Annotated in this window: 22 protein-coding genes; 12 read left to right on the top strand and 10 right to left on the bottom strand. The window is 74.1% G+C overall.

Annotated elements, in window-relative coordinates:
• Positions 1–176: 176 nt before the first annotated feature.
• From ABEA34_RS18800 to ABEA34_RS18780, 5 genes are all read right to left on the bottom strand, one after another.
• Positions 177–1,067, bottom strand: coding sequence for a DUF5996 family protein (locus ABEA34_RS18800; protein ID WP_345523025.1), 891 nt, complete (start codon positions 1,065–1,067; stop codon positions 177–179).
• 6 nt (positions 1,068–1,073) lie between these two features.
• Complete coding sequence (locus tag ABEA34_RS18795) at positions 1,074–1,787, bottom strand: alpha/beta fold hydrolase (RefSeq protein ID WP_345523024.1); 714 nt, start codon at positions 1,785–1,787, stop codon at positions 1,074–1,076.
• A 25-nt stretch (positions 1,788–1,812) separates the two neighbouring features.
• A complete protein-coding gene (locus tag ABEA34_RS18790) occupies positions 1,813–2,772 on the bottom strand; it encodes an alpha/beta hydrolase (protein ID WP_345523023.1) in 960 nt (319 codons plus the stop codon).
• A 58-nt stretch (positions 2,773–2,830) separates the two neighbouring features.
• Positions 2,831–5,578, bottom strand: coding sequence for a LuxR C-terminal-related transcriptional regulator (locus ABEA34_RS18785; protein ID WP_345523022.1), 2,748 nt, complete (start codon positions 5,576–5,578; stop codon positions 2,831–2,833).
• Between the two features lie 68 nt (positions 5,579–5,646).
• Positions 5,647–6,165 carry a MarR family winged helix-turn-helix transcriptional regulator gene (locus tag ABEA34_RS18780; protein ID WP_345523021.1) on the bottom strand — a complete coding sequence of 173 codons (519 nt, stop codon included), beginning with the start codon at positions 6,163–6,165 and terminating at the stop codon, positions 5,647–5,649.
• A 67-nt stretch (positions 6,166–6,232) separates the two neighbouring features.
• Here ABEA34_RS18780 and ABEA34_RS18775 point away from each other — a divergent pair, with 67 nt between their 5' ends.
• Genes ABEA34_RS18775 through ABEA34_RS18755 form a run of 5 tightly spaced genes read left to right on the top strand, consistent with a single transcriptional unit; the run spans position 6,233 to position 11,128 of the window.
• Positions 6,233–7,138: an NADP-dependent oxidoreductase gene (locus ABEA34_RS18775; protein ID WP_345523020.1), complete on the top strand. Its 906-nt coding sequence runs from the start codon at positions 6,233–6,235 to the stop codon at positions 7,136–7,138.
• Positions 7,139–7,170: 32 nt separating this feature from the next.
• Entirely contained in the window at positions 7,171–7,920 is a 750-nt protein-coding gene (locus ABEA34_RS18770) for an SDR family NAD(P)-dependent oxidoreductase (RefSeq protein WP_345523019.1), read from the top strand.
• A gap of 24 nt (positions 7,921–7,944) precedes the next feature.
• Complete coding sequence (locus ABEA34_RS18765; RefSeq protein ID WP_345523018.1) at positions 7,945–8,907, top strand: haloalkane dehalogenase; 963 nt, start codon at positions 7,945–7,947, stop codon at positions 8,905–8,907.
• A 35-nt stretch (positions 8,908–8,942) separates the two neighbouring features.
• Entirely contained in the window at positions 8,943–10,574 is a 1,632-nt protein-coding gene (locus ABEA34_RS18760; protein WP_345523017.1) for an FAD-dependent oxidoreductase, read from the top strand.
• Positions 10,571–11,128, top strand: coding sequence for a mycothiol transferase (locus tag ABEA34_RS18755; protein ID WP_345523016.1), 558 nt, complete (start codon positions 10,571–10,573; stop codon positions 11,126–11,128). Before ABEA34_RS18760 ends, ABEA34_RS18755 begins: the two co-directional genes overlap by 4 nt.
• On the opposite strand, the gene ABEA34_RS18750 is transcribed toward ABEA34_RS18755, so the two are convergent.
• Genes ABEA34_RS18750 through ABEA34_RS18740 form a run of 3 tightly spaced genes read right to left on the bottom strand, consistent with a single transcriptional unit; the run spans position 11,125 to position 12,628 of the window.
• Positions 11,125–11,691, bottom strand: a complete 567-nt coding sequence (locus ABEA34_RS18750) for a dihydrofolate reductase family protein (RefSeq protein WP_425576897.1) — start codon at positions 11,689–11,691, stop codon at positions 11,125–11,127. The two genes, ABEA34_RS18755 and ABEA34_RS18750, sit on opposite strands and share 4 nt — an antisense overlap.
• A gap of 55 nt (positions 11,692–11,746) precedes the next feature.
• The gene (locus ABEA34_RS18745; RefSeq protein WP_345523013.1) at positions 11,747–12,130 is read right to left on the bottom strand and encodes a RidA family protein; all 384 of its coding nucleotides are present in this window, start codon (positions 12,128–12,130) and stop codon (positions 11,747–11,749) included.
• A 9-nt stretch (positions 12,131–12,139) separates the two neighbouring features.
• Positions 12,140–12,628, bottom strand: coding sequence for a GNAT family N-acetyltransferase (locus tag ABEA34_RS18740; RefSeq protein ID WP_345523012.1), 489 nt, complete (start codon positions 12,626–12,628; stop codon positions 12,140–12,142).
• Between the two features lie 70 nt (positions 12,629–12,698).
• Between ABEA34_RS18740 and ABEA34_RS18735 the strand changes: the two genes are divergently transcribed.
• The 6 genes from ABEA34_RS18735 to ABEA34_RS18710 are packed head-to-tail and all read left to right on the top strand — an operon-like array spanning position 12,699 to position 18,746.
• A complete protein-coding gene (locus ABEA34_RS18735; protein WP_345523010.1) occupies positions 12,699–13,844 on the top strand; it encodes a class I SAM-dependent methyltransferase in 1,146 nt (381 codons plus the stop codon).
• Positions 13,841–14,035 (top strand): DUF3046 domain-containing protein, encoded by a 195-nt coding sequence (locus ABEA34_RS18730; protein WP_345523009.1) that lies wholly within the window; start codon positions 13,841–13,843, stop codon positions 14,033–14,035. The genes ABEA34_RS18735 and ABEA34_RS18730 overlap by 4 nt, the downstream gene beginning before the upstream one ends.
• A complete protein-coding gene (locus ABEA34_RS18725; protein ID WP_345523008.1) occupies positions 14,032–15,297 on the top strand; it encodes an MFS transporter in 1,266 nt (421 codons plus the stop codon). Before ABEA34_RS18730 ends, ABEA34_RS18725 begins: the two co-directional genes overlap by 4 nt.
• Before the next feature lie 40 nt (positions 15,298–15,337).
• A complete protein-coding gene (locus tag ABEA34_RS18720; protein WP_345523007.1) occupies positions 15,338–16,912 on the top strand; it encodes a sensor histidine kinase in 1,575 nt (524 codons plus the stop codon).
• 5 nt (positions 16,913–16,917) lie between these two features.
• Complete coding sequence (locus tag ABEA34_RS18715) at positions 16,918–17,706, top strand: S-methyl-5'-thioadenosine phosphorylase (protein WP_345523006.1); 789 nt, start codon at positions 16,918–16,920, stop codon at positions 17,704–17,706.
• The gene (locus tag ABEA34_RS18710) at positions 17,703–18,746 is read left to right on the top strand and encodes an NAD-dependent epimerase/dehydratase family protein (RefSeq protein ID WP_345523005.1); all 1,044 of its coding nucleotides are present in this window, start codon (positions 17,703–17,705) and stop codon (positions 18,744–18,746) included. The genes ABEA34_RS18715 and ABEA34_RS18710 overlap by 4 nt, the downstream gene beginning before the upstream one ends.
• 7 nt (positions 18,747–18,753) lie before the next feature.
• Here the strand turns inward: ABEA34_RS18710 and ABEA34_RS18705 are convergent, their stop codons facing one another.
• Entirely contained in the window at positions 18,754–19,635 is an 882-nt protein-coding gene (locus ABEA34_RS18705; RefSeq protein WP_345523004.1) for an SDR family oxidoreductase, read from the bottom strand.
• 84 nt (positions 19,636–19,719) lie between these two features.
• Here ABEA34_RS18705 and ABEA34_RS18700 point away from each other — a divergent pair, with 84 nt between their 5' ends.
• Positions 19,720–20,298, top strand: coding sequence for a TetR/AcrR family transcriptional regulator (locus ABEA34_RS18700; protein WP_345523003.1), 579 nt, complete (start codon positions 19,720–19,722; stop codon positions 20,296–20,298).
• Between the two features lie 25 nt (positions 20,299–20,323).
• Here ABEA34_RS18700 and ABEA34_RS18695 read toward each other — a convergent pair whose 3' ends face one another.
• Entirely contained in the window at positions 20,324–21,661 is a 1,338-nt protein-coding gene (locus tag ABEA34_RS18695; RefSeq protein ID WP_345523002.1) for a hypothetical protein, read from the bottom strand.
• Positions 21,662–21,699: the final 38 nt, after the last annotated feature.

Genomic DNA, 21,699 nt, shown 5'->3' with positions numbered 1-21,699 from the left:
CACCGACAGTGCCCCCGACGCCGGCGTCCACTCCCTCCGCAGCCCTGGCAGCGCGCCCGTGCCCGCTCCGTCACGGAGGTCCCCGGCGCGTCCCACTCGGTGATGGTCTCCCGGCCCGACGAGGTCGTCGCCGTGATCCGGCAGGCGCTGGACGAGCTGGCGGGCTGAGTCGGTCCTCAGCCGCCCGCCCGCTCACGCACCACCGACGGCTCGTAGGTCGACCGGAGGAAGTCGAGCAGGTAGGCGTCGGGATCGGGTGCCTCCCGGACCAGGTGGTAGGGCAGCAGGAACTCCCCGAGCGCGTCGTCGTACGACGCGCCGGCGGGGGAGACCTGGGCCCGCGCGAACCCGGGTGGCTCGGGGTAGGAGTAGGAGTAGAAGCTCCCCTCCGGACTGCCGCCCGGCCAGAACCCGGCGCTGGAGACCTCGGCGCAGTAGGCCTCCCACATCACCCGGTCGGGACAGTTCGGGACGCCGCCCGGGTGCCGGGCGGCGTCTCGACCGGAGAAGCGGGTGACCGCGAGGTCGAACGCGCCCCAGAAGAAGTGGACCGGGCTGCACTTGCCGCGGAACTCCCCGCGGAAGGCGGTGAGGACCCCGTGCGCCTTGACCAGGGACAGCCAGAACAGGTGCGCGGCGTCCGCGTCGTACGACGCGTGATGGACGTCCTGGGCGAACGGGGTGGCGTCCTCGACCTCGACTGGTCTCGCGCTGATCGGCGCGTCCACGTCGAGCTCTCGCAGGCGGCCGCGGACCTCCTCGTGGAAGTCGGCGACCGACCGGGCGTAGAGCTCCACCGTGCGGCGCCGCCCGTCCGTGCTGTCGAGGAGGAGCCGGTGGTCGACGAAGTCGAACTGGATCTCGAGGCCGCGGCCGCCGACCGGCATCAACGAGGTGGTCAGGCCCGTCCCGTTGACGTAGAGCGCGACGTGCCACCAGTGGTTCTCGAAGGGCGAGAGCGCCAGGCGCACCTTGCCCACCACCTGCGTCCAGCGGTGCAGCGTGTCACGCGTGTCGACCCAGTCGTCGACCAGGAGCTGCGGCCAGCTCCCGTCGTGCCCGTTCACGACGGGTCAGGAGCCCAGGGTCGTGATCGCGGTGCGGATGACGTCCGCCACCTCCTGGGGGTGCGCCAGCATCACGAGGTGCGAGGAGTCGATCTCGACGGTCGTCATGCCGGCGCGCTCGTAGCCGAACCGCTCGACGTCGGGGTTGATCGTCCGGTCCGACGACGACACGACGCCCCAGGCCGGCTTGGTCTTCCATGCGGCGACGGACGCCGCCTCGCCGAAGGCGGCGCCGGCCAGCGGTCGCTGGGAGACGGCGAGCACCCGCGCCAGGTCGGGATCGACGTCCGCGGCGAAGATCGCCGGGAACTTCTCGATGTCGACCGACACGTCGGTCCCGGGTTCGCTCCCCGGCTGCGGGAAGGGCGTGTAGACCAGGGCCTCCGCGAGCGGCGAGTCGGGGAACCGACCCTGGAGCTCGCCGAGGCTCTCGCCCTCGTCGAGCGCGTAGCCGGCCAGGTAGACCAGGCCGACCACGTTGTCGGTCGCGCCGGCGACGGTGATCACCGCGCCGCCGTACGAGTGGCCGACGAGCAGGACCGGACCGTCGATCTGGGAGACGACCGAGGCGATGTACTCGGCGTCGCCGCTCAGGCTGCGGTTGGGGACAGCGGGCACGCGCACGGCGAGGCCGTCCGCGAGCAGCTCGGGCACGAGGGCGCCGAAGCTGGAGGCATCGGCAAAGGCGCCGTGGACGAGGACGACTGTGGGGCTGGGCATGGCAGGACTCCTTCGGGTGGTGGGTTCACTCGTCGTACAGGGCGGCGCGCAGGAAGTCGGCTCCCTGGGCCGTGGCGGCCTTGGCGGCATGGGTGTCGCGCAGGGCGTTGACCATCACGAAGTCGTGGATGATGCCCTGGTAGCGCACCGCCGTCACGGGTACGCCGGCGGCGCGCAGCTTGGCGGCGTACGCCTCGCCCTCGTCGCGCAGCACGTCGGCCTCGCCGACGATCACCAGCGCCTGCGGCAGGTCGGCGAGCTCCTCGAGGCTGGCGCGCAGCGGCGACGCGGTGATCTGGGCGCGGTCCTCGGGGTCGGTCGTGTACTGGTCCCAGAACCACTGCATGGCGTCACGGCGCAGCCAGTAGTCGGTGGCGAACTGGTGGTAGGAGCCGGTGTCGAACGACGCGTCCGTGACCGGGTAGTAGAGCAGCTGGGCGGCGAGCCGCGGACCGCCGCGCTGCTTGGCCATGATCGTGATCGCTGCGGTCATGTTGCCGCCGACCGAGTCGCCGGCCACCGCGATGCGGTTGGTGTCGAGGTCGTGCTCGGACCCGTGCTCGCCGATCCACTCCAGGGCCGCGTAGATCTCCTCGATGGCAGTCGGGTACCTCGCCTCGGGGGAGCGGCTGTAGTTGGTGAAGACGGTCGCCGCCTCGGCGCGGGTGGTGAGCTCGCGCACCAGCCGGTCGTGGGTGTGGGCGTCGCCGAAGACCCAGCCGGCCCCGTGGGTGAAGAGGATCACCGGCAGCGGACCGACCGACCCGGCTGGCCGGTAGACGGTGATGGAGACCTCGCCGGACGGACCGCCGGCGATGGTGAGCTCGTCGGTGTCGACGGCGGGCGCGGGGATGTCCCCGTCCTGCACGGAGTCGACGGTCGTGCGACCCTCCTCGATGGAGAGGTCGAAGAGGTACGGCGGGTTGGCGGTCGCCTCGACGAACTCCTGGGCGGCCGGCTCGAGCACGGGCTTGATGTCGGTCATGACACGAGCCTTCGCGACCGGACAGGGGGACGCATCCGTCAGGTGACGTACCTGCCGGCTACGTCATCGGTCCGGGGTCGGGCTGGTCGAGCACGTCGCGCAGCTGCGCCCGGGAGGCGACGCCGAGCTTGGGGAAGGCCCGGTAGAGGTGGGTCGACACGGTCCGCGGCGACAGGAAGAGCCGCCGCCCGATCTCGCGGTTGGTGAGTCCCTCGGCGGCGAGCCTGACGATCTGGCGCTCCTGGGCGGTCAGCTGGTCCCAGGCCGGCTCCGGGCCGGGCTGCGCGACCCCGGCCGCCCTCAGCTCGGTCTCGGCGGCGTCGGCCCACGCCCGGGCGCCGAGCCGGGTGAACGTCTCGTGGGCCGTGGCCAGGTGCGCCCGCGCCTGCGTCGTACGACGTCGGCGCCGCAGCCAGACGCCGTACCCCAGCTGGGCGTGGGCGAGCTCGAAGGGCCAGCGCGCGGCGTCGGGGTTGGACGTGGCGAGCTCGAAGTAGGCCTCCGCCTCGTCGCCCTCGGCCAGCAGCGCCAGGGCGCGCTGGAGGATCACCGTGTAGCGGGCGTTGCCGGTGCCGTCGAGGTGGGCGTGGGCGCGCTCGACGACGCCACGCACGGCCTCGCGCTCACCGACCCGCGCCGCGACGGCGGCCAGGTCGCCGAGCGCGCGGTAGCAGACGTGCGGGTGCATCGGCGTGCCGTCGCGGTCGAAGAGCGACCGGGCGTGCCGGTAGCTCTCCTGGATGTCGCCGGAGGCGAACGCGGCACGCGCCAGCGTCACCCTCAGGTTGGCCTCCAGGGCCGCGCACTCCCCGATGTCGAGCGCGCGCAGGACCGCCTCCGCCTGGGCCCGGGCGGCACTCGGCTCCCCGGTGACCGCGGCGACCCTGACCAGCAGCTCGCGGCCCACGAGCCGGTAGTAGCCCAGGCCGTCGGCCTCCGCGATGTCGATCATCGACCGGGCGGTGTCCGCGGCGTCGGCGAAGGCTCCCCGGTCGAACTGCACCTGGCCCAGCGCCATCAGTGTCTGGATCAGCTGGCCGGCGCCGATCGAGCGGCGCATCATCGCGACCGCCTTCTCCAGCCGGCGGCTCGCGACCTCGGGCTCGTCCAGGACCCAGGCCGTCACGCCCAGCAGCACCTCGTGCGGGACCACGAACTCCGGCCCCAGCTCGAGGTCGAGGGGGCGGGTGTCGCGGACCCGCGCGACCAGCTGGGGCGGTCGGGACAGCGGGGCCAGCGCGACCTCGATCCAGGCCTGCGCGGCGCGCGTCACCTCGTCGAACGCCCCGCCGGTCGGCCGGGTCTCGCGGACGTAGCGGTCGTACCAGGCACGCACCCGGTCGGCGCCCCGCCCGGTCTGGTAGCTGAGGGAGGCCAGCGTGGTCAGCGATGCCCAGCCGGCGTCGACGTCGACCGAGATCAGCTCCTCCAGCGAGCTCTCGAGCGCGTCGAGCGCGGCGGCCTGCCGCATCGACTGCGCCATCGCGTACGCCATCCGGTGCCCCGCGACGGCGCGGATCGCGGGGTCGGAGCTCTCGTCGCGGATCCGCTCCGACAGCGCCTGCAGGCGGGCGATGTGGCCGGTGTGCGTCATCAGCTCCAGGGCGCGGAGCATCCGGGAGTCACGGTCGCTCCGGCGCGGGCTCAGCTCGGCGGCGCGGACCATCGCGCGGCCCGCCTCGGCGTACGCGCCCCGGGCGTGGGCCGCGCTCGCCGCGGTCGCGAGCTCCGCGGCGAGCTCCTCGTCGGGCCTCGAGCTCGCCGCGGCCCGGTGCCAGGTGCGGCGCGGCTCGTCGTCGACGTACACCGCCGCGAGCTGGTGGTGGGCGGCCACCCGTTCGGCCGTCGAGGCCTGGTCGTACACGGTCGAGCGCGCCAGCGGATGCCGGAACCGGACCCGGCCCTCGACCACCGTGACGAGCCCGACGCTCTCGGCAGGTGCGAGCGCGGCGGGCACCGACCCGGTGGGCAGGGCCTGACCGAGCACCTGGACGTCGTTGCCGCCGGCCGCGGCCAGCAGCAGCGCCGAGCGGGTCCGGCTCGGCAGTCCTGGCAGCTCGGCCGCGAAGGCGGCCTCGACCTTCGGTGGCACCGAGGGCGTCTCGCCACCGGCGCTCGTGGTCGGCGTCGCGACCCGGGCGAACTCGCACAGCGCGAGCGGGTTGCCGGCGGCACGCTCGATCACCGCGGTCCGGACGGCTGCCTCGAGGGGGATCCCGAGGCCGTCCAGCAGGGCGCCGGCGCGGTCGAGGTCGAGCGGGCGCAGCGCGACCGTCGGGGCGTCCTCCAGCCCGGGCGCACCCGTGGCCGACCGGGTCGAGGCCAGGCAGGCGACCGGGGTGTCGGCGACCCGGTTGGCCGCGAAGGACAGCACCGACCACGAGCTCTCGTCGAGCCACTGCTGGTCGTCCACGAGCACCAGCAACGGTCTCGCCGCGCCGAGGTCGACCAACCAGCCCAGCACGGCGAGACGCAGGCCGAGTGCGCCGGCGGCGCCGCCGTCGACAGGCTCCGCGAGCGTCGCGACGAGCTCGTCCGCCCGTGCCCGCAGCGGCGCCGGTACGTCGAGCCCCCGCGCCGTCAGCAGGTCGACGATCCCCGCAAAGGGCACGCCCTGCTCGGTCGGACGACCACGCAGCCGGACCACCTGCCAGTCAGCGGCGACAGCCAGGTCGGCGACCCCGGCCAGGACGGTCGACTTGCCCGCCCCCGGCTCCCCGGTGACGCAGACGGTGCGCGGTGGTCGGGCGAGCAGCTCCCAGGTCGTGAGCACCTCCGCCGTACGACTCCCGAGATCCTCCGCCACCATCGAAGTGTTCCAGAGGCATCGAGCCGTCCTGGGTCGAGAGCCGAGGGGCGGACGCCACGCAGTGGTCAGGCCCAGCGGGTCTGACGCGACGCGGGCCGGGGGAGCGTGCCCTCGGCGAGGACCTGCTCGTGGACGGCGTCGAGCGCCCGGGTGAGGCCGGGCAGCAGCTCGTCGGGGAGCCCGTCGAACACGAGCCGCTTGACCAGCGCCACGTGGCCCGGTGTCGCCGCCCGGATGGCGTCGCGACCGGCCGGGGTGAGGACCGCGTCGGTCGCCCGGCGGTCGGCGACCGAGCGTTCGCGGCGCACCAGCGAGCGCGTCTCCATCCGGCGCAGGTGGTGGGAGACGCGGCTGAGCTCCCAGCCGATCCGGATGCCGAGGGCGCTGACCTGCAGCCGGCCGTCCGGTGAGTCGGCGAGCGCGTTCAGGACGTCGTAGTCGGCCAGCGAGAGGTCGCTGTCCTGCTGCAGCTGGCGGTTGAGCTCGTAGTCGAGCCGCAGCACGACGCGCATGTAGGCGAACCACGCCGCCTCCTGCTCGGTGGTCAGCCCCGCGTCGGTCCCCGGCCGTGCACCGCTCGTCATAGGACCAGTATCTCCGGATCCCTGGAATACATGACATGTCAAGCAAGTTGGCACCGTCATGAGCATCATGAGCAACGCAGTCGTCCTCGCCGGGTACGGCGGTCCCGAGGTCCTGGTCCCCGGCACGGTCGAGGTGCCGGACCCCGGACCGGGTCAGGTGCGGGTCGCCGTGCGGTACGCCGGGGTCGGGCCCACCGACCTCGAGATCCGCGCCGGCCACCTGGCCCCGGTCTTCCCGAGCCCGCCCGGCACGGCCCTCGGCTTCGAGGTCGCGGGCACGGTCGAGGCGGTCGGCTCGGGTGTCACCGGCACCGCCGTCGGTGACGAGGTCGCGGCCTTCCTGCCGGGCCTCGGCGGGTACGCCGGTGTCGTGCTGGCCGACCACTGGGTCGCGCGGCCGTCCCACGTGGACCCGGCCGACGCTGCGGCCCTCCCGGCGAGCGGCGAGGCCGCCGCGCGCGTGCTGCGTCAGCTGGGCGTCCGCGAGGGCGAGACGCTCCTGGTCCTCGGCGCCACCGGGTCCGTGGGGACCCTGGCCACCCAGCTCGCCGTCTCCCGCGGTGCCCGCGTGGTCGCGGCGGTGCGCGAGAGCGACCTCGCGCTGGCGACCCGTCTCGGGGCCGTGCCGGTCACGTACGGCGACCACCTGGCCGAGCAGGTCCGCGGCGCCGGCCTGCGTGTCGACGCCGTCCTCGACGCGGCCACCGGTGCCGACCTGCGCACAGCGGTCGAGCTGGCGGGCGGCGCCGAGCGGGTCGTCACGCTGAGCAACCACGAGGCCGCGTCCCTCGGCGTACGGCTCTCCGGCCCGGACCCGGCGCACGCCGACGCCGCGCTGGCCGAGGCCATGGCCGCGCTCGCGAGCGGTGGCCTGCGGCTGCGGCAGCACACGGTGCTGCCACTTGCCCGCGCCGCCGAGGCGCACGATCGGCTCGAGGCCGGGGAGCGCACCAAGTTCCTGCTCCACGTCTGAACCGTCACCACACCCAGGAAGAAGGACTCATCATGAACGCACTGCAGGGCAAGGTCGCCCTGGTCACCGGCGGCACCTCCGGCATCGGACGGGCCACCGCCCGCCGCTTCGTCGAGGAGGGCGCCGTCGTCTTCGTCACCGGCCGTCGCGCCGCCGAGCTGGAGGCCACGGTCGCCGAGCTCGGCCCGCAGAGCCACGGCATCCGTGCCGACGTCGGCCGGCCCGAGGAGCTGGCGGAGGTCTTCGCCCGGATCGAGGAGCTCGGCCGTGGGCTCGACGTCGTCTTCGCCAACGCCGGCGGCGGCTCGTTCGCCACGCTGGCCGACCTGACCCCCGAGCACTTCGACGAGACGTTCGCGACCAACGTGCGCGGCACCGTCTTCACCGTGCAGGCCGCGCTCCCGCACCTCAACCAGGGTGCCTCGGTCGTCCTCGCCGGCTCCTCGGCCGCGACCAGCGGCACCCCGGCCTTCGGGGTCTACGCAGCGACCAAGGCGGCAATCCGGTCCTTCGCCCGGACCTGGGCCGCCGAGCTCGCCGAGCGCGGCGTGCGCGTGAACGTCGTCGTGCCCGGGCCCATCGACACCGAGGGGCTGCGCGGGCTCGCGCCCGACCACGGCCAGGCCGAGCAGCTGGTCAAGCAGCTTGGCAGCGCGGTGCCACTGGGTCGTGTCGGCCACCCCGACGAGGTCGCCGCCGCGGTGCTCTTCCTGGCCTCGGACCAGAGCAGCTACATGACCGGATCGGAGCTCTTCGTGGACGGTGGCGACGAGCAGCAGTAGCCGGCCTGCGCCACACTGGCCCGCGTGAGCGACGTGCTGCGGACCCCCGACGACCGCTTCGTAGGACTCCCGGGCTACCCCTTCGAGCCGCACTACCTCGACGTACGCGCCGAGGGGATGGACCCGGTGCGGATGCACTACCTGGACGAGGGCCCGGCGGACGGACCGGTGGCGCTGCTGCTGCACGGGCAGCCGACCTGGTCCTACCTCTACCGCACGGTCGTGCCGGTGCTGGTCGCCGCGGGGATCCGGGTGATCGCGCCCGACAACATCGGCTACGGCCGCTCCGACAAGCCCGCGGTCGCGACCGACTACACGTTCGCGCGACACATCGAGTGGACGCGCAGCCTCGTCACCGGCCTGGACCTGCGCGACATCACGCTCGTCGCCCAGGACTGGGGCGGGCCGATCGGCTTCAGCGTGCTGGGCGCGGAGCCGGACCGGTTCGCGCGGGTCGTCGCCGCCAACACGATCCTGCACACCGCCGACCCGGCGCTCGCCGACCGGCTCACCTGGGCGGTGCACGGCGTCGGCGACTCCCGGGTGGTGCTCGAGGAGGGTCTCGTCGACTACCTGCTCTACACGCAGCGGGCGCCGCTGCTCCGACCGAGCGACTTCATCGGGGCGGCCACCGCGACCCCACCCGCACCGGAGGTGCTGGCGGCGTACGACGCGCCGTACCCCTCGGTCGAGCACACCGCCGGGCTGCGGCAGATGATCGCCCTGCTCCCGCTGACCCGCAACGACGTCGGCGCGCGGATCGGCCGGCGGACGATGCGCGCGCTCGAGGAGTTCGACCGGCCGTTCGTGACCGCCTACTCCGATGGCGACCCGGCGACCCGCGGCTGGGAGACGGTCTTCCAGGAGCGCGTCCCCGGCGCGCGGGGGAGACGCCACGTGACGATCGAGGGCGCCGGGCACTTCCTGCAGGAGGACGCGGGCGCGGAGCTGGGCCGGATCGTCGCGGACGTGATCGCGACGACGTGACGCTGCCGGCAACATCGGCGGCATAGCCTCTGCCCATGACGTCCGCGCCACCGTCCGAGCCCGTCCTCGACGAGGGTCAGTTCCGCAGGCTCGCGACGTACGGCGTCCCGCAGGAGGTCGCCGTCGGTGACGAGCTCTACGCGACCGGCGACGCGTCCTACGACCTGATCCTCCTGGAGACCGCGTCGGTGGACATCGTCCGTGACGCCACCGCGAGCGAGGCCGAGCACGTGGTGACGCGGCGGAGCCCGGGTGACTTCCTCGGCGAGCTCAGCCTGCTGACCGGGCAGGCCGTCTACCTGACCGCGCGGGTGACCGTGGCGGGCCGGATCGTCCGCATCGACACCGAGACCTTCCGCCGGCTGCTGAGCGAGCAGGTCGACATCGCCGACGTGCTGCTGGAGGCGTTCAGCGTGCGTCGCGACGCGCTCAAGGAGGCGGCCGGCAGCGCGCTCGAGCTGGTCGGCTGGCCGACCGCCGTCGAGACCCGGGAGCTGCGGGCGTACGTCGGCCGGCTCGGGCTCCCGCACTCCTGGTTCGAGGCGGGCTCGGTCGCCGGGCACGCGCTGATGGCGGCGATCGAGGTGAGCGAGGCCGACCTGCCCGCGGTCGTCGTCGCCGGCCGGGTCCTCCGCACGGCGACGCCCGGCGAGGTCGCCGAGGTGCTCGGCCTGACCTACCGCCAGTCCGTCAGCGACGTCGACCTGGTGGTCGTCGGCGCCGGCCCGGCCGGCCTCGCCGCGGCGGTCTACGGCGCGTCCGAGGGGTTGGTCACCGTGCTGCTCGACGCGGCCGTGCCGGGTGGGCAGGCGGGGACGAGCTCGCGCATCGAGAACTACCTCGGCTTCCCGCAGGGCATCAGCGGTGACGCGCTGGCCCGGCTGGCGATGGTGCAGGCGCTCAAGTTCGGCACCCAGATCTATGCGCCCTGCCGGGTCGAGGGCCTCGAGGTGACCGCCACCGGTCCCGTCCTCCGGCTGGTGGACGGCACCGAGATCCGCACCCGCGCCGTCATCGTCACGTCCGGCGCGCGCTACCGGCGCCTCGACGTGCCCGGCTGGGACGAGTTCGAGGAGCGCGGCTGCGTGCACTACTCGGCCACCGAGCTCGACGTGCGCGGCTACGAGTCGCAGCCCGTCGCCGTCATCGGGGGCGCGAACTCCGCGGGACAGGCCGCCCTCTTCCTCGCCTCGCGCGGCTCCCACGTCGACCTCGTCGTGCGCCGTGACGACATCCGCGCCACGATGTCGAGCTATCTCGTCGACCGGCTCGAGGTGCACCCGATGGTGCGGATCCGTACGGCGAGCAACGTGCTGGCGCTCGAGGGTCGCGACCGGCTGATGTCGGTGGTCGTCGGCGGCCCCGACGGCGACGAGAAGGTCGAGTGCCACGCCGTCTTCTGCTTCGTCGGTGCGGACCCGGCGACCGACTGGCTCACGGGCGTCGAGCTCGACGAGGACGGGTTCGTGCTGACCGACGTGCGCCTCGGACCGGACGCCGGCGCCGACCGGCTGCCCTTCCAGACCAACCTGCCGGGGGTGTTCGCCGCCGGCGACGTGCGCGCGGGCTCGATGAAGCGGGTCGCCGCCGCGGTCGGTGAGGGCGCCAGCGCGGTGGCCTCCGTCCACGTGGTGCTGGGGCGGCAGGTCGAGGGGCCGCGGACGTGAACGGCTACCCGGAGCCGCCGGCGGTGGGCTCGGAGGCGGCGACCCTCGTCGGCTCGCTGGAGCGGATGCGGGCGACCTTCGCGTGGAAGTGCGCCGACCTCGACGCTCGCGGCCTCTCCGCCCGGATCGCCACCTCCGAGCTGTCGCTCGGCCGGCTGCTCAAGCACCTGGCCTACATGGAGGACCTGAACTTCACGCGCGACCTCGGCGGCTCCGACCTCCCGGAGCCGTGGTCCCGGGTGGAGCCGTCGGTCCGCGCCGCCTGGGTCTTCACCTCCGCCGACGACGACGCACCGGACACGCTCTACGCGCTGTGGCAGCGAGCGGTGGGCCGGTCGCGAGCTGCGGTGCGGTCGGTCCTGGCGGACGGCGACCCGGGCTCGACGTACGACGTGGGTGGGCGGCACCCGGTCGCCGTACGACGGCTCCTGGTCGACATGATCGAGGAGTACGGCCGCCACACCGGGCAGGCCGACCTGCTCCGCGAGGCCGTCGACGGTCGGGTCGGCGAGGACCCGCCCGGACCCGCGTTCGCGTGCGAGCTGCCCCGCTAGCGGCGGACCCGGTAGCGCAGGTGCAGCACCCGGTCGCCCTGGATGACGACGCTCGGGTCCTCGAGCAGGTGCTGCGAGTCGACGGGCCCGAAGTACCTCTTGCCGCTGCCGAACACGACCGGCACGACGTCCATCGCGACCTCGTCGACCAGGCCGAGCGCGAGCGCCTGACCGCCGACGTCGCCGGCGCAGAGCGCGACCACCCGGTCACCGGCCCGCGCCTTCGCCTCCAGGACCGCGGCGGTGACGTCGTCGAAGAACGGGACGTCGGCCTCCGGGTGCCAGCCCTCCGGCTTGGGGCGGTGGGACACGACGACCAGGTGGTCGCCGGCCGGCGGCTGCGCCTCCCAGCCGTTGGTCAGGTCGAAGAGGTGACGTCCCTGGACCGTGGCGCCGATGCTGGCCCAGAGCGAGCGGACGTAGTCACGGGAGCGCTCGCTGACGCGGAAGCCCGCCTTGTCGGTGAGAAGAGGGACGTCGCCGTTGAAGTACCAGTCGAAGAGCGGGCCGACCTCGTCGTGGTCGTCGGCGATGAAGCCGTCCATCGACACCACTGCGTGCATGATCACCGTTGCCATGTCGGGGCAGACCCCGCGACGTCGGCCGACTCATCGGGGATCAGTCACCGAGGACGGCGTCCAGCTCCATCTCGACCTTCCAGCGCGGGTCGAGCAGCCCGGCGACCACGACCATCGTCGAGGCCGGCTGCACGCCACGGAAGAACTCGCCGTGGACCGCACCGACGGCGTCCGCGTCGGCCGCGTCCACGACGTACTGCCGCGTCCGGACCACGTCGCTCACCGAGCCGCCGAGCTCCTCCAGGGCGGCGAGCATGATCTCCCAGCAGCGGCGGGCCTGCACGGCGGGATCGGGGTCGACGGAGCCGTCCGGCCACACCGGCGCCGTACCGCTGACGGCGATGGTGCTGCCGACCCGGACGGCGCGGCTGAAGCCGATCGTGTCCTCGAAGGGCGATCCGGAGCGGGCCGAGGTGCGCGTCATGGCCACACCCTAGAGACGCAGCTCCCACAGCTCGGTGTCGATCCAGGTGTCGAACTTCCGGCCGACGTCGTGCAGCACGCCGACCAGCTCGAAGCCGCATGCGCGGTGCAGGCCCTGGCTGCCCGGGTTGGGCAGCGCGATCACCGCCACCACGAGGCGTACGCCGTCTGCGCGCAGCAGCCGCAGCAGCTCGTCGTACAGCAGGCTCCCGATGCCGGCGCCGCGCGCCGGCGAGGCCAGGTAGACCGAGGTCTCCCGGGTGTGGACGTACCCCGCGCGCGGGCGATAGCTGCCGGAGAACGCGTAGCCGATGACGTCGTCGCCGTCGGTCGCCACGAGCACGTGGTCGCCGACGTGCGTGCTGTGCAGCCGCTCCTGCCAGTACTCCAGACCCGGTGGCTCCGTCGCGAACGTCGAGATGCCGTGCCGGACCTCGACGTCGTAGATCGCCTTGATCGCCGGCAGGTCGGACTCGGTGGCGGTGCGGACCAGGACCATGGCGCCATCTTCCCGGATGCTGGCCGTAACTCGCGCGCGAAGCGTCGGACCCGCCTGGGAGGATGACGCCATGAGCGAGGCGACCATCGAGCCGGACACCAAGGACTGGACCTGGGTCCTCGACCGGCCGTGCCCGGAGTGCGGGTTCGAGGCCGCGGCCGTCACCGTCGACCGGATCCCGGCCGTCATCCGGGACAACGCGACGACGTGGGAGGCGGTGCTCACGCTCGGCGACGTGGCGACCCGGCCCGACCCGAGCACGTGGTCGCCGCTGGAGTACGCCGCGCACGTCCGCGACGTCCACCGGATCTTCGACGTGCGGGTCGGCCTGATTCTCACCGAGGACGACCCCACCTTCGCCAACTGGGACCAGGACGAGACCGCGGTCGCCGAGAGGTACGCCGAGCAGGACCCGGCGACCGTCGCCGCCGAGCTGCTCGACGCGGCCGAGGCCGTCGCGGAGCGCTACGAGTCCGTGCCGCCGGGAGCCTGGGGCCGGCGCGGCTACCGCAGCAACGGCAGCGAGTTCACCGTCGAGAGCATCGGGCTCTACCACCTGCACGACATCGTCCACCACGCCTGGGACGTCCGGGCCGCGGTCGCCCGCGCGACCGTCGAGGCCTACGACGCCCACGCCGCGGCCTACCGCGACGGCTCGCTGGCCCACGACGACCAGGTGCTCGACCAGCTGCACGCCTTCGCGGCGGCCGTCGGCGCGGGCGGTCGGGTGCTCGAGGTCGGCAGTGGACCCGGACGCGACGCCGTCTCGCTGGAGGCGGCCGGCCTGTCGGTGCGGCGCACCGACATCACCCCCGCGTTCGTCGACCTGCTGCGCGCCGCCGGCCACGACGCCGACGTGCTCGACCCGCTGACCGACGACCTCGCGGACCCGCTGCGCCCCGGCACGCCGTACGACGGGGTGTGGGCCAGCGCCTGCCTGCTGCACGTGGACCGGAGCGACCTGCCGACGGTGCTCGCCCGGCTCGCGGCCGCCACCCGGCCGGGTGGGGCGCTCGCGCTGGCGCTGAAGGAGGGCGACGGCGACGCGTGGTCGACCCACGGCCACGTCGGCGCCCCGCGGCGGTTCGTCTACTGGCGCGAGGACGCGCTGCGCGAGGTGCTCGAGGCGGCGGGGTGGGCGGTCGGCCAGGTGCAGCACTCGCGGAGCACCCGCAACGGCGAGCCGTGGCTCGACGCCGCGGCGGTGCGCCGATGAGGCACACCGAGTTCTGGGCCCGGATGGAGCAGGCCCTGGGGTCGTCCTACGCCCGCTCGTGGGCGATGAGCTTCGTGATGCGTGAGCTCGACGGCCGCACCGCGATCGAGGCGCTCGACGCCGGCGTCCCGCCCAAGGAGGTCTGGCTCGCGGTCTGGCGGACCCTCGAGCTGCCCGCCACCCAGAAATGACCACGGCGGTCGGCGTCGACCTCGCCGAGGTCCAGCGGCGCACCATCCGGACCCTCGTGGTGGTCCAGGCGGTCGGCGCCCTCGGCATCACGATCGGCATCGCCACCGCCTCCCTGCTGGCGCGCGACCTCTCGGGGTCCGAGAGCCAGGCGGGGTTCGCGCAGACGGCGCAGGTGCTCGGGACCGCCTTCGCGGCGTACCTCCTCGCCCGGCTGATGTCCCACCGCGGCCGCCGGATCGGCCTGGTGACGGGCTACCTGCTCGGTGCCACGGGAGCCGTGCTGGCGGTGGTCGCCGGCGTCATCGGCTCCATGGCGCTGCTCCTCGTCGGCGCGCTGCTGCTCGGGTCGACCACCGCGGCCAACAACAGCGCGCGGTACGCCGCCACCGACCTCGCCGAGGACGCGCACAAGGGCCGGGCGCTGTCCACGGTCGTGTGGGCGACCACGATCGGCGCGGTCCTCGGACCCAACCTCACCGGCCCCGCCGGGGGACTGGCCGACCTGCTCGGGATCCCCGAGCTGACGGGACCGTTCGCGCTCGGCGCCATCGGCATGCTGGCGGCCGCGGTCGTGGTCGGCGTGCTGCTCCGGCCCGACCCGCTGCTGCTCGCCCGCGAGGTCGCCGGCGTCGCCGAGTCGCCGCCGGCCGGTACGGCGTGGGCCCGGGCGATCGTCGCCGCCCGCGAGCGTCCGGTGCTGTTCTTCGCGACGCTCGGGATGGCGTGCGCGCACGCCGCGATGGTCGGCGTGATGATCATGACGCCGCTGCACATGGAGCACGGCCACGCCGAGCTCGAGGTGATCGGGCTGGTGATCAGCCTGCACGTGCTCGGCATGTTCGCGTTCTCGCCCGTCGTCGGGCTCCTCGCCGACCGCTACGGGCGGCCGACGACGCTCGTGACCGGGGCGGTCCTGCTGCTCGCCGCGATGGTGCTGTGCGCGCGCTCGCCGGAGGGCAGCTCGTGGCAGATCTTCGTGGGGCTCTTCCTGCTCGGGCTCGGCTGGTCGTTCGCGACCGTGTCGGCGTCCACGCTGATCGCCCAGCACGCGCCCCTGGAGGCGCGCACCGACGTCCAGGGCGCGACCGACCTGGTGATGGGCCTGACCGCCGCTGCCGCGGGCGGGCTGGCCGGAGTGGTCGTCGACGCCTGGGGCTACCCGGCGCTCACGGTGTGCTCCATCGGGCTGGTCGCCCTGGTCGCCGTCGCCGGGCTCGGCGCCCGCGCCACCTCAGGAATGGAACCGGTTCCTGCTGGGTAGCCTCGCCGCGACGTCTCCGCCCTCGGAAGGAGACCCGCTCATGGGGACCCTCACCGTCTACGACCCCGCGCTCGACCGGGCCCGGGTCGCGGGACAGCGCCTCTTCGCCGTCGTCGTCATCGTCGTCGTGCTCGCCGTCCTGGTCGGCCTCCCGCCCGCTCGCAGCAGCGTGTCGTTCTGGATCGGCTGCGCCGCCGTCGCCGTCGCGACGGTGGCGACCGTCGCGCTGCCGTGGCGCCGGTTGCCGCCGCTGCTGCTGGCCGCCGTCCCCGCCGTCGACATCCTCGCCGTCGCCCTCCTCCGGGTCGACCTGATGCCGACGATGGCCGCGGCGGGCGTCCTGGCCGCGATCCCTGCGCTGTGGCTGGGCGCCGACTTCGGCCGCACCGGCGTCGCCATCGCCACCGTGGGCGGACTGGCGATCTTCCTCATGCCGGCACTGGCCGGCCCGTGGGTGCTGGGGACCGGGGCCGACGTGGCCCGGCTCTTCCTCTGGCAGCTCCAGACCACCGGGCTGGCGCTCCTCGCCCACGCCATCGTCGACGAGCTGCGGCGACGCGACCTGCTCGGCAAGGCCGTCCTCACCGCCGTCGGCTCCGGTGTGGTCGTGTACGACGCCCGCGGGCGGCTCGTCCTCGCCAACGGTCCCGCGTGGTCGCTGGCCGAGCTCGGCGGCTACGACCTCCGCCTCCCGGGCCGCCCGAGCGACCGGGCGTGGACTGCGGACCGCACGCACCTGGCGCCCGAGCAGCAGGCGCTCGGCCGCGCCTGCCAGGTCGAGCACCTGCCGGACACGATCGAGTGGCTCGGGCCGGAGCGCGACCCGAGCCCGGTCGGCTGGAGCGCGCGACGCATGTACGACGACGACGGCGACGTGCTCGGCACCGTCGTCGTCTGCCACGACCTCACCGCGACCCTCGCGTCGCGCCGCAGCCAGGAGCAGTTCCTCGGCACGATCACCCACGAGCTGCGTACGCCGCTCACCTCGATCGTCGGGTTCGTCGACGTCGCCGAGTCGCTCTGCGACCAGGACGACCGGCTGCTGATGAAGTCCCTGTCCGCGATCCGGCGCAACTCCGACCAGCTGCTCACCCTGGTCGGTCGTCTCCTGCACGAGTCCGAGGACCACCTCGACCTCCAGCCGCGCCGGGTCGACCTCGGCGAGCTGCTGATGTCGGTCCTGGGTCGCTGGCGCACCCAGTGCACGGAGCTCGGCCTCCGTCTCGAGACCGACCTCGCGCCCGGCGTCCTGGTCGACGTCGACCCCCACCAGATCGTGCGGGTCATCGACGCCCTGGTCTCCAACGCCACCAAGTTCACGCCGTCCGGCGGCGACGTCCGGGTCCGGCTCGAGGTGCAGCCCGGCCACGTGCTCTTCGAGGTGACCGACACCGGCATCGGGATGAGCAGCGCCGACCGCGCCCGCGCCTTCGACCGCTTCCACCGGGGCGACGCCGCCCGGGTCCAGGCGATCCAGGGGATGGGGCTCGGACTGCAGACGGTCAAGAAGGTCGTCGAGGCCCACCACGGCAGCGTCGACCTCGACAGCCTGCCGGGCCAGGGCACCACCGTGCGGGTGCGCGTCCCCGAGTCGCAGGGGGCACTGGCAGGCTAGGCGGCATGAGCATCGCGGACGTGGCCGTCATCGGCGGCACGGGGTTCTACGCCTTCCTGGACGACTACGAGGAGCACGCCGTCGACACGCCCTACGGTGCGCCCTCGGCGCCGGTCGCCGTCGGGACGGTCGCCGGCCGCACGGTCGCGTTCCTGCCGCGGCACGGACCGCACCACGAGCACCCGCCCCACGCCATCCCCTACCGGGCCAACCTCTGGGCGCTGCGCTCCCTCGGCGTACGCCAGGTGCTGGCGCCGTGCGCCGTCGGCGGTCTGCGCGCCGAGGTCGCGCCCGGCGACATCGTGGTGCCCGACCAGCTGGTCGACCGCACCTACCGCCGGATCCCGTCGTACGTCGAGACCGGGGCCGTGCACCTGCCCTTCGGCGACCCCTACTGCGGGCGGCTGTCCGCGGCCGTGGCCGCCGCCGACCCGGTGATCAAGTCCGGGGGAGCGATGGTGGTCATCGAGGGCCCGCGCTTCTCGACCCGCGCCGAGTCGCGCAGCTATGCCGGGGAGGGCTGGACGCTGATCAACATGACCGGCCACCCCGAGGCGGCGCTGGCCCGGGAGATGCGGCAGTGCTACACGGCGATCGCGCTGGTCACCGACATGGACGCCGGCGCCGAGAGCGGCGAGGGGGTCGGCCAGGAGGAGGTGTTCGCGCTGTTCCGGGCCAACCTCGAGCGGCTGACCGGGATCCTCACGCGCACCATCGAGACACTGCCCGACCCCGACGGCTGCACCTGCTCCACCTGGGCCGACGGCATCGACCTGACCTACGACGTCCCGTGAAGGTGCTCCTGACCGGCTCCGCCGGCTTCATCGGTACGGCGATCGGCGCGGCGCTGGAGTCCGACGGCCACGAGGTCGTCCGGGTCGACCTGATGCTGCCGATGGCGCACGGCTCGTCCACGGTGCCGCCGGGGACCCACCAGCTCGACGTACGCGACGCGGACGCGTGGGGCGGGCTGCTCGACGGCGTGGACGCGGTCTGCCACCAGGCCGCCGTCGTCGGGGCCGGGGTGAAGGTCGGCGACCTGCCCGACTACGCCTCCCACAACGACCTCGGCACCGCGGTCCTGCTCGCGGCCATGCACGACGCCGGGGTGCGCCGCCTGGTGCTCGCCTCGTCGATGGTCGTGTACGGCGAGGGCCGCTACACCTGCCCCGAGCACGGCGACCAGGCACCGCCGCCGCGTGCGGTCGCCGCCCTCGACGCGGGCGACTTCGAGAACCACTGCCCCGTCTGCGGCGCCGTCCTCGGCTGGTCGCTCGTCGACGAGGGCGCCCGCCTCGACCCGCGCTCGTCGTACGCCGCCAGCAAGCTCGCCCAGGAGCACTACACCTCCGCGTGGGTCCGGCAGGCGGACGCGTCGGCCGTCGCGCTGAGGTACCACAACGTCTACGGGCCGGGCATGCCCCGGGACACGCCGTACTCCGGCGTCGCGGCGATGTTCCGCTCGTCGCTGGAGCGCGGCGAGGCGCCGCAGGTCTACGAGGACGGCGGGCAGATGCGCGACTTCGTGCACGTCGCCGACGTGGCGCGGGCCAACGTCGCCGCGCTCACGTCCGTGGTGGCGTCCGGTGCCGGTCGCTACGACGCCTACAACGTCGCGTCCGGCGAGCCGGTGCCGATCCTCGCCGTGGCCGAGATGGTGGGCGCGGGCACCCCGGCGGGGGTCGCCCCGGAGGTCACCGGCGCCTACCGCCTCGGCGACGTCCGGCACATCGTGGCGTCGCCCGAGCGCGCCGCCGCCGAGCTGGGCTTCCGGGCCGCGATCCGGCCCGCCGACGGGCTGCGGGAGTTCGCCACTGCTCCGCTGCGGGCGTGAGACACCTCTAGGGCTGGATGTTCTCCAGGTCGGACAGCAGGCTCGGGTGGCTCGGCTCCCAGCCGAGCGCCTGCCGGGTGTGGGCGCTCGAGGACGGCTGGTCCATGGCGAAGATCGCGCCCAGCGGGCCGAAGGCGTCCTCCGGAACGGACTCGACGGGGACTCCGAGTCGCCGACCGATGACCGTGACGATGTCACGGACGGCGTCGCCCTCGTCGGCGACCGCGTGCCAGGCGGTCCCGGCTGGCGCCGACTCCAGGGCCAGCCGGAAGAGCACCGCGGCGTCGAGAGCGTGCACGGCCGGCCAGCGCTGGGCGCCGTCGCCCGGGTAGCCCGACACGCCGGTCTGGCGTGCGATCGCGGTCAACAGGCCGGCGAACCCGCCCTCGCCCTCGTGGTGGACCGTGCGCGGCAACCGGATCGCGGTGCTCCGGAGGCCCTGCGCGGCGAGGTCGAGGATCGCCGTGACCGTGCGGCCGCGGCCCCCGACCGGCCCGTCGGTCGGCAGCGGGTCGCTCTCGGTGGAGAGCCGACCCGGCACCCACGGCGTACCCGAGACCGTCACGAGCGGGCGGTCGCTGCCGACCAGCTCCTCGCCGAGGGTGGTCAGGGCGGCCGTCTCCTCGGCGACCGACCGGGCCACGGCGTCGGCGCTGCTGAAGTCGTTGCTGAAGGCCAGGTGGATCACCCCGTCGGCCTGGGCGGCGCCGGCGCGGACGACGTCGAGGTCGGCGAGGCCGCCGCGGTGGGGCGTCGCCCCGGCGTCCGCCGCCGACCGGGCGGACGCCTCCGAGCGGGTGAGGGCGAGGACCGTGTGGCCGTGGCCGAGGAGCTCGGCGACGACGGCAGAGCCGATCAGGCCGGTGCCGCCGGTGACGAAGACGTGCATGGGATCTCCTGCGAAGTGATGGGACTGATGTCCCATCACGCTAGCACGGTGATGGGACAAGAGTGCCATCGCTATGCTGGGGCCATGGCCCGATGGGAACCAGGTGCGCGCGAGCGGCTCGTCCTCGCTGCCGTCGACCTGTTCGCCGAGCACGGCTACGACGCCACCACGGTGACCCAGATCGCCGAGCGTGCCGGCGTCACGAAGAGCACCTTCTTCCGGCACTTCCCGGACAAGCGTGAGCTGCTCGTCGCCGGGCAGGAGGCGCTGAGCCGGCTGCTCACCGACGGCATCGCCGAGGCGCCCGCAGGCGCCACGCCGCTCGAGGCGGTGGCGTCAGGCCTCGAGCGCGCCTCCGGTGCGATGGGGCCGGTGAACCGCGAGCTGGGCCCGCGCCTCAAGGCGGTGGTCGCCACCAGCACCGAGCTCCAGGACCGCGACGCCCTGAAGAGCGTGGGCCTCGCGGCGGCGATGACGGCGGCCCTGGTGGCCCGCGGAGTGCCCGACCCGACCGCACACCTCGCGGCCGAGCTCGGCGTCCTCGCGTTCAAGCGTGGCTTCGCCGAGTGGTCCGAGGTCGAGGGCGGCACCGAGGACCCACTGACGCCGTACGCGCTGGCGGCGCTCGACGAGCTGCGGGCGGCGAGCGCCTCCCTCGGCTGACGGCTACTCCGCGCCCCGCCCGGCCTCACCAGCTCGTGTAGAGCAGCTGCTGCACCACCAGCGCGCTGACGACCTGCACCACCACACCAGGACGCCGCCACCGCTCCGGCAGCAGCGCCGTCGAGACCATCAGCCACGGGACGAACGGCAGCCAGATCCGCTCCACCTCGGCCTTGCTCATCCGCGACAGGTCGGCGACGACGATCGCGGCGGCCGCGGCGGAGACCAGCAGCAGCACCACCCGGTCGGCGCGCCGACGCAGCGCCACGACCTGGGCCAGCCCCGCGCCCAGCAGGGGACCCGCGCACACGACGAGGGCGGCCAGGTTGCCCCACATCCAGTACGACGCGGGGCGGTCCGCGGCGATGCCGTCCCAGTAGCGGTCGTTGAGCACCGGGTACGCCGCCCACCACGAGAAGCCGCCCGCGGCAAACGCCAGGACGACGGCCAGTGCCGACAGCGCCGCCACCGGCAGCGGGAGCCACGACCGCGCCAGCACCAGGACGGCGACGGCCAGCAGCCCGACCAGCGGCAGGCCGTAGGACATCATCACGCCGCAGCCCAGCAGCAGCCCGGCCAGCGCCGACCACGCGACCAGCCGGCCCCGCGACCCCGACACGGACCCGAGCGCCAGGCACGCCAGCCCCCACCCAGCGACGGCGGCGAAGACCGCGTCCGCGGAGACCGCCATGAAGACCGCAGCCGGGGCCAGGACCAGGAAGGGCGCCGCCCGCCGGGCCATCGCCTCGGCACCCAGTGCGCGCAGCGTCACCAGGACCGCGAGCGCGGTGGAGGCGCCGATCACGGTCACCACCAGCCCGGCCGAGAGATCACCCCCCAGCCCGACCTTCACCAGCCCGACGAAGAAGAGCAGCGCACCCGGCGGATGGCCCGCCGGGTGCGTCGGCCAGTTGTCCGGCGCCGAGGCGGGGATCCGGTCGACGTACGTCGACAGCAGCGTGTGCACGTCGGTCACCGCTCGCGCCGACCGCAGGTACTCGTACTTGTCGCCCAGCACCCGCGAGATCCCGGACGTCCCGTCGACGAACGCCAGCGAGAGCGACCACGCCAGCCCCACGACGTACGACGTCAGCAGCAGGCGCCGCCAGGACAGCCGTTCCGCGAGGTCGACGGCGTACCGCCACCCGAGGACGGCGATGGCGACCGCCGGCAGCGTGCCCGGCCCGAGGAGCTTGGGCTGCCAGTAGCCGTGCAGCGGCGCGAGCTCGCCGTCGGCGATGCTGCGCGGCGCGCGCGGCCAGACCTCCCAGTCGAAGAGCGGTGGCACCGCGAACGCGACCGCCACCAGCGCCAGTGCGACGACCAGGCCGACCCAGGGCGCACGCGCTCGGGTCGTCGGCATGGTCTGACAGTAGCCAGGCGGCGACCCGGCATGAGCCT

Origin of the sequence: Nocardioides conyzicola, assembly GCF_039543825.1 — a bacterium.
Lineage (GTDB): Bacteria > Actinomycetota > Actinomycetes > Propionibacteriales > Nocardioidaceae > Nocardioides > Nocardioides conyzicola.
This window is presented reverse-complemented; position numbering and strand designations above follow the sequence as displayed.

Excerpts from the sequence above, each read along its gene's own strand:
- ABEA34_RS18775 (WP_345523020.1), top strand. The coding sequence starts at position 6,233 with ATGAGCAACGCAGTCGTCCTCGCCGGGTACGGCGGTCCCGAGGTCCTG.
- ABEA34_RS18730 (WP_345523009.1), top strand. The coding sequence starts at position 13,841 with ATGAGGCACACCGAGTTCTGGGCCCGGATGGAGCAGGCCCTGGGGTCG.
- ABEA34_RS18780 (WP_345523021.1), bottom strand. The coding sequence starts at position 6,165 with ATGACGAGCGGTGCACGGCCGGGGACCGACGCGGGGCTGACCACCGAG.
- ABEA34_RS18795 (WP_345523024.1), bottom strand. The coding sequence starts at position 1,787 with ATGCCCAGCCCCACAGTCGTCCTCGTCCACGGCGCCTTTGCCGATGCC.
- ABEA34_RS18740 (WP_345523012.1), bottom strand. The coding sequence starts at position 12,628 with ATGGTCCTGGTCCGCACCGCCACCGAGTCCGACCTGCCGGCGATCAAG.
- ABEA34_RS18760 (WP_345523017.1), top strand. The coding sequence starts at position 8,943 with ATGACGTCCGCGCCACCGTCCGAGCCCGTCCTCGACGAGGGTCAGTTC.
- ABEA34_RS18720 (WP_345523007.1), top strand. The coding sequence starts at position 15,338 with ATGGGGACCCTCACCGTCTACGACCCCGCGCTCGACCGGGCCCGGGTC.
- ABEA34_RS18735 (WP_345523010.1), top strand. The coding sequence starts at position 12,699 with ATGAGCGAGGCGACCATCGAGCCGGACACCAAGGACTGGACCTGGGTC.
- ABEA34_RS18750 (WP_425576897.1), bottom strand. The coding sequence starts at position 11,691 with ATGCACGCAGTGGTGTCGATGGACGGCTTCATCGCCGACGACCACGAC.
- ABEA34_RS18770 (WP_345523019.1), top strand. The coding sequence starts at position 7,171 with ATGAACGCACTGCAGGGCAAGGTCGCCCTGGTCACCGGCGGCACCTCC.
- ABEA34_RS18700 (WP_345523003.1), top strand. The coding sequence starts at position 19,720 with ATGGCCCGATGGGAACCAGGTGCGCGCGAGCGGCTCGTCCTCGCTGCC.
- ABEA34_RS18715 (WP_345523006.1), top strand. The coding sequence starts at position 16,918 with ATGAGCATCGCGGACGTGGCCGTCATCGGCGGCACGGGGTTCTACGCC.
- ABEA34_RS18725 (WP_345523008.1), top strand. The coding sequence starts at position 14,032 with ATGACCACGGCGGTCGGCGTCGACCTCGCCGAGGTCCAGCGGCGCACC.
- ABEA34_RS18695 (WP_345523002.1), bottom strand. The coding sequence starts at position 21,661 with ATGCCGACGACCCGAGCGCGTGCGCCCTGGGTCGGCCTGGTCGTCGCA.
- ABEA34_RS18705 (WP_345523004.1), bottom strand. The coding sequence starts at position 19,635 with ATGCACGTCTTCGTCACCGGCGGCACCGGCCTGATCGGCTCTGCCGTC.
- ABEA34_RS18790 (WP_345523023.1), bottom strand. The coding sequence starts at position 2,772 with ATGACCGACATCAAGCCCGTGCTCGAGCCGGCCGCCCAGGAGTTCGTC.
- ABEA34_RS18745 (WP_345523013.1), bottom strand. The coding sequence starts at position 12,130 with ATGACGCGCACCTCGGCCCGCTCCGGATCGCCCTTCGAGGACACGATC.